This window comes from Streptomyces sp. GB4-14 (assembly GCF_022696125.1).
Lineage (GTDB): Bacteria > Actinomycetota > Actinomycetes > Streptomycetales > Streptomycetaceae > Streptomyces > Streptomyces werraensis.
In genome coordinates this window covers 3,474,785-3,486,792 of the sequence record NZ_RZHO01000002.1, presented here as the reverse complement: position 1 = coordinate 3,486,792, position 12,008 = coordinate 3,474,785, and the positions used below count along the sequence as shown (strand labels likewise).

At 73.3% G+C, this 12,008-nt stretch carries 11 protein-coding genes; 7 read left to right on the top strand and 4 right to left on the bottom strand.

The window, feature by feature from the left end; translation table 11 throughout:
* The first annotated feature begins 195 nt into the window (after positions 1–195).
* From ELQ39_RS17280 to ELQ39_RS17255, 6 genes are all read left to right on the top strand, one after another.
* Positions 196–975 carry a winged helix-turn-helix transcriptional regulator gene (locus ELQ39_RS17280; RefSeq protein ID WP_190003056.1) on the top strand — a complete coding sequence of 260 codons (780 nt, stop codon included), beginning with the start codon at positions 196–198 and terminating at the stop codon, positions 973–975.
* A 107-nt stretch (positions 976–1,082) separates the two neighbouring features.
* On the top strand, positions 1,083–2,105 hold the full coding sequence (locus tag ELQ39_RS17275; RefSeq protein ID WP_190003057.1) for a substrate-binding domain-containing protein: 1,023 nt from the start codon (positions 1,083–1,085) through the stop codon (positions 2,103–2,105).
* Positions 2,106–2,282: 177 nt separating this feature from the next.
* Complete coding sequence (locus tag ELQ39_RS17270) at positions 2,283–3,299, top strand: S1C family serine protease (protein ID WP_242592604.1); 1,017 nt, start codon at positions 2,283–2,285, stop codon at positions 3,297–3,299.
* 99 nt (positions 3,300–3,398) lie between these two features.
* Positions 3,399–4,133: a response regulator transcription factor gene (locus ELQ39_RS17265; protein ID WP_190003059.1), complete on the top strand. Its 735-nt coding sequence runs from the start codon at positions 3,399–3,401 to the stop codon at positions 4,131–4,133.
* The gene (locus ELQ39_RS17260) at positions 4,130–5,599 is read left to right on the top strand and encodes a HAMP domain-containing sensor histidine kinase (protein ID WP_242592602.1); all 1,470 of its coding nucleotides are present in this window, start codon (positions 4,130–4,132) and stop codon (positions 5,597–5,599) included. Before ELQ39_RS17265 ends, ELQ39_RS17260 begins: the two co-directional genes overlap by 4 nt.
* A gap of 13 nt (positions 5,600–5,612) precedes the next feature.
* Positions 5,613–5,798, top strand: a complete 186-nt coding sequence (locus tag ELQ39_RS17255; RefSeq protein WP_242592601.1) for a DUF1737 domain-containing protein — start codon at positions 5,613–5,615, stop codon at positions 5,796–5,798.
* A gap of 53 nt (positions 5,799–5,851) precedes the next feature.
* Here the strand turns inward: ELQ39_RS17255 and ELQ39_RS17250 are convergent, their stop codons facing one another.
* Positions 5,852–7,669, bottom strand: coding sequence for a bifunctional metallophosphatase/5'-nucleotidase (locus ELQ39_RS17250; protein ID WP_242592599.1), 1,818 nt, complete (start codon positions 7,667–7,669; stop codon positions 5,852–5,854).
* A 193-nt stretch (positions 7,670–7,862) separates the two neighbouring features.
* Here ELQ39_RS17250 and mshD point away from each other — a divergent pair, with 193 nt between their 5' ends.
* Entirely contained in the window at positions 7,863–8,789 is a 927-nt protein-coding gene (gene mshD, locus ELQ39_RS17245) for a mycothiol synthase (RefSeq protein ID WP_242592596.1), read from the top strand.
* 56 nt (positions 8,790–8,845) lie between these two features.
* Here the strand turns inward: mshD and ELQ39_RS17240 are convergent, their stop codons facing one another.
* From ELQ39_RS17240 to ELQ39_RS17230, 3 genes are read right to left on the bottom strand one after another with little or no spacing between them, the layout of a single operon-like run.
* Positions 8,846–9,628, bottom strand: coding sequence for an ABC transporter (locus ELQ39_RS17240; RefSeq protein WP_242592594.1), 783 nt, complete (start codon positions 9,626–9,628; stop codon positions 8,846–8,848).
* A complete protein-coding gene (locus ELQ39_RS17235; protein ID WP_242592592.1) occupies positions 9,625–11,145 on the bottom strand; it encodes an ABC transporter permease in 1,521 nt (506 codons plus the stop codon). Before ELQ39_RS17235 ends, ELQ39_RS17240 begins: the two co-directional genes overlap by 4 nt.
* Positions 11,142–12,002 carry an ABC transporter ATP-binding protein gene (locus ELQ39_RS17230; protein WP_190003065.1) on the bottom strand — a complete coding sequence of 287 codons (861 nt, stop codon included), beginning with the start codon at positions 12,000–12,002 and terminating at the stop codon, positions 11,142–11,144. Before ELQ39_RS17230 ends, ELQ39_RS17235 begins: the two co-directional genes overlap by 4 nt.
* Positions 12,003–12,008: the final 6 nt, after the last annotated feature.

Below are 12,008 nucleotides of genomic sequence, written 5' to 3'. Positions count from 1 at the left end.
TTTTGTGCTTTCGGAAGCGTTGTATACGAAGGCGGGAAACCGCCCGATGTACGGGCCGTCGAACGCACGCAGCAATGCCGTAAACGTCCTCGCAGGGACCGAGGAGGAACCAGACGTTATGGGCGAGCGAACCGTGCACGAACGCAGGACGGCCCCGTTCCGGGCGGCCACGATCCGAGCAGGTGAGGCGACCCGATGAGTTCCCTGCTGCTCCTGACCAACGCGCTCCAGCCGTCGACGGAGGTGCTCCCCGCCCTCGGTCTGCTCCTGCACAACGTCCGGGTGGCGCCCGCGGAGGGCCCGGCGCTGGTGGACACCCCCGGCGCCGACGTGATCCTCATCGACGGCCGCCGCGATCTGCCGCAGGTCCGCAGCCTGTGCCAGCTGCTGCGCTCCACGGGCCCCGGCTGCCCCCTTGTCCTGGTCGTGACCGAGGGCGGCCTCGCCGCGGTCACCGCGGACTGGGGCATCGACGACGTACTGCTGGACACGGCCGGCCCGGCCGAGGTCGAGGCGCGGCTGCGGCTGGCGATGGGCCGCCAGCAGATCGTCAACGACGACTCCCCGATGGAGATCCGCAACGGCGACCTCTCCGTCGACGAGGCGACGTACTCCGCGAAGCTGAAGGGCCGGGTCCTGGACCTGACCTTCAAGGAGTTCGAGCTGCTCAAGTACCTCGCGCAGCACCCCGGCCGGGTGTTCACCCGCGCGCAGCTGCTGCAGGAGGTCTGGGGTTACGACTACTTCGGCGGCACCCGCACGGTCGACGTGCACGTGCGCCGTCTGCGCGCCAAGCTCGGCCCGGAGCACGAGTCGCTGATCGGCACCGTCCGGAACGTCGGTTATCGATTCGTTACGCCGGAGAAGGTGGAGCGCGCGGCCGAGGAGGCGAAGGCGAAGGGCGCCCGGCAAAAGGCGGCGGAAGCGGACGAGCCGGCCGCGCAGGACACCGACGGTGTGCGGGCGAAGGCCTGAGAGCCGCACGCATGAGCGGCGCGTTCGCGCAGACGAGCCGCTTTTCCCCTGTTCACCACCTCCGGCACGCCCTGCCCGGAGGGGATATATCCGCGTAGACTCCGCGCGTGGCCAAGGTAACCAGGGATGACGTGGCGCGACTGGCGGGGACGTCGACCGCGGTCGTCAGCTATGTCATCAACAACGGACCCCGGCCGGTCGCCCCGGCCACGCGCGAGCGGGTGCTCGCAGCGATCAAGGAGCTGGGGTACCGGCCCGACCGCGTCGCCCAGGCGATGGCGTCCCGGCGCACGGATCTCATAGGCCTGATCGTGCCGGACGCCCGCCAGCCGTTCTTCGGCGAGATGGCGCACGCGGTCGAACAGGCCGCGTCCGAGCGCGGGAAGATGGTGCTGGTCGGGAACTCCGACTACATCGGCGAGCGCGAGGTCCACTATCTGCGCGCCTTCCTCGGCATGCGGGTCTCCGGTCTGATCCTGGTCAGCCATGCGCTGAACGACCTGGCGGCGGCGGAGATCGACGCGTGGGACGCCCGGGTGGTGCTGCTGCACGAGCGGCCGGAGGCGATCGACGACGTCGCCGTCGTCACCGACGACCTCGGCGGCGCGCAGCTGGCCGTGCGCCATCTGCTGGAGCACGGCTACGAGTACGTCGCCTGTGTCGGCGGTACGGCGGAGACCCCCGCCGTCGGCGACCCCGTCTCCGACCACGTCGAGGGCTGGCGGCGCGCGATGGACGAGGCCGGGATACCCACGGAGGGGCGCCTCTTCGAGGCCCCGTACAACCGCTACGACGCCTACCGGGTCGCGCTGGACATCCTGTCGGGGCCGCGGCGGCCGCCCGCGATCTTCTGCTCCACGGACGACCAGGCCATCGGTGTGCTGCGCGCCGCGCGTGAGCTGCGCATCGACGTGCCGGGCGAGCTGGCGGTCGTCGGGTTCGACGACATCAAGGAGGCGGCGCTCGCCGACCCGCCGCTGACCACGGTCGCGTCGGACCGGCCGGCGATGGCCCGCGCGGCGGTCGACCTGGTCCTGGACGACGGCCTCCGCGTCACCGGCTCCCGCCGGGAGCGGCTGAAGGTGTTCCCGTCCCGCCTGGTCCTTCGCCAGTCCTGCGGCTGCGCGTAGCCTGAGGCCTGCCCCTGCCCTCCCGCGCCATGCGGGACGCCGTTGCGCCCACCGGTGCCGCCCCAGCGGCACGACTGCCCGCAACGGCGGCGTCTTTATATCGGGCATACGCACTTCTGCCGGGCTTCTCAGCCATCCCTCAGGAAGCTCTCATCGTCGGGCGGGACGCTCACCTGTATGAGCGAGAACTCCCGCCCGAGTGGCTTCCCCGAGTACGGTCCGCACCAGGTGAACCCCGAGTGGCCGCCCCCGCCGGCCTACGCTCCCCCGGCTTCCGGGCCCGAGCCCGAGCCCGAGCCCACCGGTCCGGCACACAAGCGCAGCCGCGGGCCCGCCAAGCTGCTCGTCGCCGTGGCGATCGTCGCCGCCGCCGTCGGCGGGACCACCGCCTACGGGGTGCAGGAGCTGACCGGCGGATCCTCCACGGGCGTCACCGCGTCCTCCGCCGCCGAGACCGACGTGGTGCCGGCGTCGCTGAAGGGCACGGTCGCCGGGGTCGCCAAGTCGGTCAGCCCGAGCATCGTGGAGATCAAGGCGGCCTCGTCGTCCGGTTCGGCCACCGGGTCCGGGGTGATCGTCACCGAGGACGGCGAGGTCGTCACCAACAACCACGTGGTGGCCGGCGCCTCGCAGATCCAGGTGCGCACGCACGACGGCAAGAGCTACAGCGCCCGCGTCGTCGGCACCGACAGCAGCAAGGACCTGGCGCTGATCAAGCTGGAGGACGCCTCCGGTCTGAAGGCCGCGACCCTCGGCGACTCCGACGGCGTGCAGGTCGGCGACCAGGTCGTCGCGATCGGCTCGCCCGAGGGCCTCACCGGCACGGTGACCAGCGGCATCGTCTCCGCTCTCGACCGGGACGTCACCGTGTCCACGGACGAGGACCAGGGGCAGCAGCAGTGGCAGCGTGGCGGCGGCTGGCCGTTCGAGTTCGGCGGTCAGGAGTTCAACGGCGAAACCGGCGGCTCCACGACCACGTACAAGGCGATCCAGACCGACGCCTCGCTGAACCCGGGCAACTCCGGCGGCGCGCTGATCGACATGAACGGCAACATCATCGGCATCAACTCCGCGATGTACGCGCCGAGCGGCGCGGAGTCGTCCACGGCGGGCAGCGTGGGCCTCGGCTTCGCCATCCCGGTGAACACGGTCAAGGCGGACCTGCCGGATCTGCGGGCCGGTGCGGGCAGCTGACGCGCACCCCGGGAAACGTGCGACGCTGAAGATCCGACAGCCCGTCCCCTCCCCCGCCGCGCCCGCCGCGCGGCGCGCAGACGAAGGACCCGCCACCCGATGAGCCCCGCAGACGGCGACCGTGCCCCGCAGCGCATCCTGATCGTCGACGACGAGCCGGCGGTGCGCGAAGCACTCCGGCGCAGCCTGGCCTTCGAGGGATACGACACCGAGGAGGCCGTCGACGGCGTGGACGCCCTGGAGAAGACGGCGGCCCGCCACCCCGACCTCCTCGTGCTCGACATCCAGATGCCCCGGATGGACGGGCTGACCGCCGCCCGCCGTATCCGCGCCACCGGCGACACCACCCCGATCCTGATGCTGACGGCCCGGGACACCGTGGGCGACCGGGTGACGGGCCTGGACGCGGGGGCGGACGACTACCTGGTGAAGCCGTTCGAGCTGGACGAGCTGTTCGCCCGGATCCGGGCACTGCTGCGGCGCAGCTCGTACGCGGCGGCGGTGGCCGCGTCCGCCGGGACCGACGACGTCCTCACCTTCGCCGACCTGACCATGAACCTGGCCACGCGGGAGGTGACCCGCGCCGGACGCCCGGTGGAGCTGACCCGTACGGAGTTCACGCTGCTGGAGATGTTCATGGCGCACCCGCGCCAGGTGCTCACCCGTGAGCAGATCCTCAAGGCGGTCTGGGGCTTCGACTTCGAACCGTCGTCCAACTCGCTGGACGTGTACGTCATGTACCTGCGCCGCAAGACCGAGGCGGGCGGCGAGCCGCGCCTGGTGCACACGGTGCGGGGGGTGGGGTACGTGCTGCGGCAGGGCGGCGCGGAGTGACCGGACCGGTGCGCCGTTTCCGCGCCCTGCCGATCCGGGCGCGGCTGTCGCTGCTGGTCGCCGCGGCGGTGGCGTTCGCGGTGGCCGCGGTCTCGGTGACCTGCTGGTTCATCGTGCAGGGCAAGCTGTACGAGCAGGTCGACGAGGATCTGAAGAAGGCGACCGTGCTGCAGGGGCCGCAGCGGGTGGACGAGATCCGCAGCGCCCTCACCGACTGCACGCAGACGCCCCGGGACGAGGGCGCGGGCGGTTTCCAGTACACGTACTCGCAGGTGGTCAAGGAGGACGGCACGGTCTGCCTGTTCCCCAGCTCCGTCGGGAGCGTCGAGGTCACCGCGTCGGACCGCACGGTGATCGAGAACGCGGGCACCGGGTCCAGCGGCATCTTCCGCGACGGCACCGACCAGGACGGCGACGACGTCCGGGTGCTGACCCTGCCCCTCGTCATCAACGACCCGTCCACGCTGACCAGCACCCACGCGGCCGTCATCGTGGCGGTCCCGCTGATGGGCACCCGGTCCACGCTGAACGACCTGGCACTCATCCTGCTGCTGGTGTCCGGGATCGGGGTGCTCGGCTCGGCCGCCGCGGGTCTCGCCGTGGCCCGCACCGGACTGCGCCCGGTCGACAAGCTCACCGAGGCCGTGGAGCACGTGGCCCGCACCGAGGACCTGGGCGTCCGCATCCCGGTGGAGGAGGAGTCGGACGACGAGATCGCACGGCTGTCGCGCTCCTTCAACTCCATGACGTCCGCGCTCGCCAGCTCCCGTGACCTCCAGCAGCAGCTCATCGCGGACGCCGGGCACGAACTGCGCACCCCGCTCACCTCGCTGCGCACCAACATCGAGCTGCTGACCCGCAGCGAGGACACCGGACGGCCCCTGCCGCCGGCCGACCGCAAGGCGCTCCTCGACTCGGTGAAGGCGCAGATGACGGAGCTGGCCGCGCTGATCGGCGACCTCCAGGAGCTCTCCCGTCCCGACCCGGGGCATCAGACGGACCGCGTGGAGATCGTCGCCTGGCAGGACGTGGTGGAGGCGGCCCTGCGCCGGGCCCGGCTGCGCGGCCCTGAGCTGACCGTCACCGCCGACCTGCGCCCCTGGTACGTGCGGGCCGAACCGGCGGCGCTGGAGCGGGCGGTGGTCAACGTGCTGGACAACGCGGTGAAGTTCAGCCCGCCGGGCGGCACGGTCGAGGTGCGGCTCGCCGACGGCGTGCTCACCGTCCGGGATCACGGTCCCGGCATCGCGGCCGACGAACTCCCGCACGTCTTCGACCGGTTCTGGCGCTCCCCCGGCGCCCGCGCCCTGCCCGGATCCGGCCTCGGACTGTCCATCGTGGCGCGCACGGTGCAGCAGGCGGGCGGCACGGTCGCCCTCACCCCGGCCGAGGGCGGCGGCACCACCGCCACCATCCGCCTCCCGGGCGCCCCGACCCCTCCGCCGGAGGTCCCCGGCGCCCCGTGACACGCTGGGACGCATGGCGAATCCACCCGACGGACTGCCCGTCTACCGCGTACTGACCGGCCCGGACGACTCCGCCTTCTGCCGGCGGGTCAGCGAGGCGCTGGAACGGGGTTACCGGCTGCACGAGGGACCGGCCGTGACCTTCGACGGCGAGCGCGTGATCGTCGCGCAGGCGGTCGTGTGGGACGTCGGGGGCTGAGACACGGAAGAGGGCCGGTGCACGGCACCGGCCCTCTCTCGTGGTCGTGCGGGTTACTTCACGATCGTGATGCGGTCCGCCGCCGGCGGGGCCAGCGGGGAGCCGGCCGAGGAGTTGGCGGTCAGGTACTGCTCCAGCGCCTTCAGGTCGTCGTCGCCGACCAGGTCGTCGGCGCCCTGGCCCAGCGTGGTGAAGCCGTCGCCGCCGCCCGCGAGGAAGCTGTTCGTCGCGACGCGGTAGCTCGCCGACGGGTCGATCGCCTCACCGTTCAGACGGATGGAGTCCGTGACGACCCGGTCGGCGCCGGACTTCGTCAGGTCCAGCGTGTAGGTCAGTCCTTCGGACACCTGGAGAATCTTCGGGGCCGCCTCGTTGGAGCCGCTGACCTGCTCCTTGAGCGCCTTGATCAGCTGCTCGCCGGTGAAGGTCTGCAGGTTCACCGTGTTGGCGAACGGCTGGACCGTGAACGCCTCCGCGAAGGTCACCACGCCGTCGCCCTCGGCGCCGCTCGCCGCGTAGGTGAGGGAGGCGCGGATGCCGCCCGGGTTCATCAGGGCGAGGTCGGTCTCCGGGTCCAGCGTGCGGGCGTACTCCAGCTGGGCGTCGGCGATCAGGTCGCCCAGCGGGGACTCGGTGCCGTCCTTGACGATGTCGCCGGAGATGTGGCCGATCGGGCGGTTGCCGATCGGGGCGGCGAGGGTGTTCCACTTGTCGATCAGGCGGGTCATGTCGGGCGCCTTGGGGACGTCCCTGGACACCACGTGGTTCGCGGACTTCACGGCCGTACGGGCGATGTCGCCGGTCCTGCGGTCGTAGGTCAGCGTGGTGTCGGTGTAGAGCCGGCCGAAGGACGCGGCGGAGGTGACCGTGCGGGGGTTGCCCGCCGGGTCGGGGACGGTGCAGACGTAGGCGTTGTGGGTGTGGCCGGTGACCAGCGCGTCCACCTCGGGCGAGACGTTCTTGGCGATGTCCGCGATGGGGCCGGAGATGCCGTCGCCGGCGCCCGGGGCGTCGCAGTCGTAGTTGTAGCTCTGCGAGGCCGGGAAGCCACCCTCGTGGATCAGCGCCACGATGGACTTCACGCCCTTGCGGCGCAGCTCCTTGGCGTACCTGTTGATCGTCTCGACCTCGTCCTTGAAGACGAGACCCTTGACGCCTTCGGCGGACACGATGTTCGGGGTGCCCTCGAGGGTCACGCCGATGAAGCCGACCTTGACGTCCTTCTTCTGCCACACCCAGTACGGCTTGAGGAGCGGCTTCCCGGTCTTCTCGTCCAGGACGTTGGCCGCCAGGTACGGGAAGTCGGCGCCCTGGAACGTCTTGTCGGTGTAGCAGCCGTCCGTCGGGTGGCAGCCGCCGTTCTGCAGGCGGGACAGCTCCTTGGCGCCCTCGTCGAACTCGTGGTTGCCGACGGAGGTGACGTCCAGTTCGAGCTTGTTCAGCGCCTCGATGGTGGGCTCGTCGTGGAACAGGCCCGAGATCAGCGGGGAGGCGCCGACCATGTCGCCGCCGGCCGCGGTGATGGAGTACGCGTTGCCCTCGCGGGCCTGGCGCAGATGCGTCGCCAGGTACTCGGCGCCGCCCGCGTCGATGGTCTTCGTCGTGCCGTCCGGCTGGAGTTCGGTGACCCGGCCGGAGGAACCGGTGGGCGGCTCCAGGTTGCCGTGCAGGTCGTTGAAGGACAGCAGCTGCACGTCCTGGTAGCGGCTCGGCCGGTGGTCGTGGCCCTTGCCGTGCTGCTCGCCCGCGCTCGCCGACCCGGGGAGGGCCGCGGCGGCCAGGGCGCCGACGGTGAGGGCGCCGGCGGCGGTCACGAGGAGACGGTTCGTACGGCGTCTGCGGCGCGGGTGCGCCGGGGATGTGGCTGGCATACGCCCCCCTGTCGGTGCGAGTGGGTACCGGCGCAGCCTAGAGTCAACGCGCGTAGCGCGACAGGGGCTTCCGGGTTACAGCCTGGTTTATCTTTTCGCCGCACCGCCGCCGCGCGGCCGCCCCGCCCCCGCCGCGGGCCGTGTCCGCCCCGCCGCCGCCCCCTCACCGCGCCGTCCCTTTACCCTCGTACGCATGACCAGCGACGCGTTCCCCCGGCCCGGCCGCCCCCGTTCGCTCCAGACGTGCACCGCGCTCGACCAGGCGCAGGTCGACGCGGTCCTCACGCTGCTCGACGAGGCGGCGCGCGCCGACGGCCGGCAGGCCGTGTCCGAGCAGGGCCGGCTGCAACTGCGCGGCGGGGAGCGGGAGGGCGTCTCGCACTTGCTGCTGAGCGTGGGTGAGGAACTCGTCGGATACGCCCAGTTGGAGGGCGCCGACCCGGTCGAGCCGCCCGCCGCGGAGCTGGTGGTCCACCCCTCGTACCGGGGGCAGGGGCACGGGCGGGCGCTCGGCACGGCGCTGCTCGCCGCGTCGGGCAAGCGGCTGCGGGTCTGGGCGCACGGCGGGCACTCCACCGCCCGGCACCTGGCGCAGGTGCTCGGACTGACGCTGTTCCGCGAACTGCGGCAGATGCGGCGGCCGCTGGCGAACCTGGACCTGCCGGACCCGGTGCTGCCGGAGGGCGTCACCGTCCGCACCTTCGAGCCCGGCCGGGACGACGCGGCGTGGCTCGCGCTGAACGCCGCCGCGTTCGCCCACCACCCCGAGCAGGGCTCCCTCACCCAGCGGGACCTCGACGACCGTAAGGCCGAGCCGTGGTTCGACCCCGCGGGCTTCTTCCTCGCCGAGCGCGACGGACGGCTGGTCGGCTTCCACTGGACGAAGGTGCACGCCGACGAGGGCCTCGGCGAGGTGTACGTCCTGGGGGTCGCCCCCGGCGCGCAGGGCGGCGGGCTCGGCAAGGCGCTGACCACGATCGGCCTGCGCCACCTGGCGGACCAGGGCCTGCCCACCGCCATGCTGTACGTCGACGCCGACAACAAGGCGGCGGTGTCGGTCTACGAGCGGCTGGGCTTCGTCACCCACGAGACGGACCTGATGTACCGGACGGAGACCTGAGGGGCCGGCCGGGGCCGGCACTTCGTCGATCACTCCGGGCCTGAACGCCGCCGACTTCACGGGCGTGGGGTTTCCGCCCCCGCCGCATCTTCCCGTCCCGTCCCCGGGGCTGCGCCCCAGCCCCCCTTGCCGGCCCTGGCGGGCCTCGTCCTCGAACGCCGGACGGGCTGGAATCGGCGGACCGGTTCCACGCAGGACACCGCGACCGCCAGGAGCGCCCCGCACAGCAGCAGCGTCCAGCGGCCGTGGGCGTCCGCCCAGTGCGGGTCGTCCGGCTCGGTGAACAGCGCCCAGTCGGACGGGCTCAGCAGCGGGGCCAGGACGGCGGCGACCAGCAAGGAGGCGGAGACGGCCTGACCCGGCCGGTCGGCGCCCCGGCGGCGCACCGCGAAGGCCGCGCCGGCCAGGGCGAGCGCGAGGGCCGCCGCCGCCTCCAGGGTGACGTCCCCGGCCGGGGGGCGCGCCTCCTGCGGCACCAGCAGCACGGCCGCCGTCCACCACGCGGCGGCAAGCGGCAGCACGAGCGCGCACCGCAGCGCGTGCCGCAGGGCACGGCGGACGGGCACGGCGGCGGTGGTCTGCCGCGCCGGGTCGTCCAGCAGGAACGCGGCGCCCAGCGCGAAGCACAGGGCTGCGGCCCGCAGGGCGTTCACCCCGGCCCACGGGGTGGCCTCGCCGCCGGACAGCCGGGGCACCGCGGCCGCCAGCAGCCCCAGCCCGCCGCCCGCCGCGACCGCCCACCAGGGAACCGTGCGGGCGACCGGGCGGACCAGCTGGAGCAGGACGCCCCGCCGGGCCTCGCGCACCGGGGTGTCCCCGGCCGGCCGGGTTCCGGTCACAGGCACTCGTTCTCCCCTTCCGGCTTCTCCAGGCCCAGCACCTGCGCCACGCGGTCCGTCGTCACCTTCGGGGCGGTCAGCTCGGCCCAGCCGGCCTTCACCTTCGCGGCGGCCTTGTCGCGGGGCAGTTCCAGCAGTTCGCGCAGCAGCTCCGTCTGGGCGGAGGTCATCTGCAACGGCTCCGTCTGCGAGACGACGATCGACGAGCCGGTGTCGCTGTCGTCGAGCCGCACCCGGCGCAGGTCCGCCACCGGGTCGGGCCGGTCGGCGAGGGCCAGCCACATCACGGTGACCATCCGGCCGTCGCACAGCCCGCCCGCCGCGGCCTCCGAGCCGGCGACCAGCACACCGGCCACCGCGACCGCGAACTCGGGCACCCGGTTGCCGCCCCAGGCCGTCCCGACCGTCACCTCGCCGGGGCGGGTGAGCGGGGTGAGGGTCGCGTCCGCGTCCAGGCCGTAGCGCGCCTCGACCCGCTGCCGTACGACCAGCGGACGGTCCTGCGCGTCGCCGCCGGCCAGGGCGCGGACGTCGCCGACGGCGCGGGCCCAGTCACCGGTGCGCGGCTGCCACTCGGGGAAGGCGCAGTACGTCGTGGCGTCCCGTTCGACGCAGGTGTGGAGCTTCTCCGGGGTGACCGACGCCCGTACCCGCGCCTCGGTGACGGTCTCCGGCACGCCCCGGGACTGGCCCACCGCGCCGATCAGGGTCAGCGTCACCGCACCGGCGACCGCGGCCTGCGCGGTCCTCAGCCGGGCGCCGCCGGACAGCAGCACCGCCGCCGACATGAGGGCCAGCGCGAGTCCGCCCAGGTAGAGGGCGTGCCACGCGGCGGGGCGGCCGATCAGGTCGGAGGGCAGGGTGACGACGCTGTACGTGCCGACGGACGGCATCAGCCACCGTGTCCAGCCACCGGCGGAGAAGCCGAGGAAGGTGGCGAGGAAGAGCAGCAGGACGATCAGCAGCGGCGCCGCGAAGGGTGCGGTGACCAGGCGGGCCAGCAGCACCCCGAACCCGCCGAGGAGCAGCACGGACAGCGGGCCGACGAGGAGTTCGGCCGGCGAGCCGTGTCCGACCGCGCCCGGCTTGAGAGCCTCCCAGGCGAACTGCCCGCCCACGCACACCGCGGTCATGAGGGCCGCCGCCGCGACGGACAGCAGGTGCGCGACCGTGCGCCCCCACCGGGGCAGCACCAGCACGTCGAGGTGCCGTTCGGTGTCGTGGCGACGGGAACGCAGCACGGCGTGGTTGGCGCTCAGCAGCACCGCGAGGCCGACGAGCAGCGGCCCGTCCTGGGTGGCGCGGTCGGCGTCCTGCAGCGCGGGGAAGCCGTCGAAGGAGACGCGGGTGCGCCACACGGTCCAGGCGATGTACACCGCGAGGGCGACGACCACCGGCACGCGGGTGAGGAGCATCCGCGTCTCGAAGCGGGCGAGGGCGGACACGGCCGCCCAGGAGGCGCCGGGCGGCGTCGTCACGGGGGCCGGGGCCGGCGCCGTGGTGGTGGCCGTGGTCATGCGGTCACCTCCGCGGCCGCGCCGTCCAGGGTGAGCAGGTAGCCGTCCTCGAGGGTGGGTTCGAGGAGGTCGGCGCCGGGGGGCGGGTCGCCCACGTTGCGGAAGGTGCCGAGTCCGGTGCGCCAGCCGGCCAGGGCTCCGGGGTCGCGGCCCTCGCTGCTCCACACGCGTCCCGAGGCCCGTGCGGTCAGCTCGGCGGGGGTGCCGTCGAAGCGGACGGCGCCGCCCGCCAGGACGACGACCCGGTGGCAGAGCATCGCCACGTCCTCGGTCTGGTGGGTGGACAGCAGCACGGTCCGCCCCTCGCCCGCGGTGGCGATCAACTCGCGGAACCGCATGCGCTGTTCGGGGTCGAGTCCGACGGTCGGCTCGTCGAGGACGAGGAACGCCGGGTCGCCGACCAGCGCCGCCGCCAGCGCCACCCGCTGCCGCATGCCGCCGGACAGCTTGCGGATCCGCTTGCCGCGCACCTCGCCCAGGCCGACCTCGTCGAGCACCCGCCGCGCCTCGCGGTGGCGGGCGCCGCGGTCGGTCAGCTCCTTGAGGATCGCCACGTAGTCGACGAACTCGAAGGCGGTGAAGTCCGGGTGGAAGCCGGGCGTCTGCGGCAGGTAGCCGAGCCGGCGGCGCACCTCCTGGCGGCCGCGCGCGGTGGAGGGGTCGTGGCCGAGCACGGTGAACGTGCCCCGGTCGGCCGGCACGGCGGTGGCGAGGACCCGCAGCAGCGTGGTCTTGCCCGCGCCGTTCGGGCCGAGCAGCCCGGTGACGCCGGGGGACAGCCGCAGCGACACCTCGTCCAGGGCGCGGGTCGCGCCGTAGTGGAGGCTCAGCCCGGAGGCCGAGACGGTGGGGGACATGGGGAA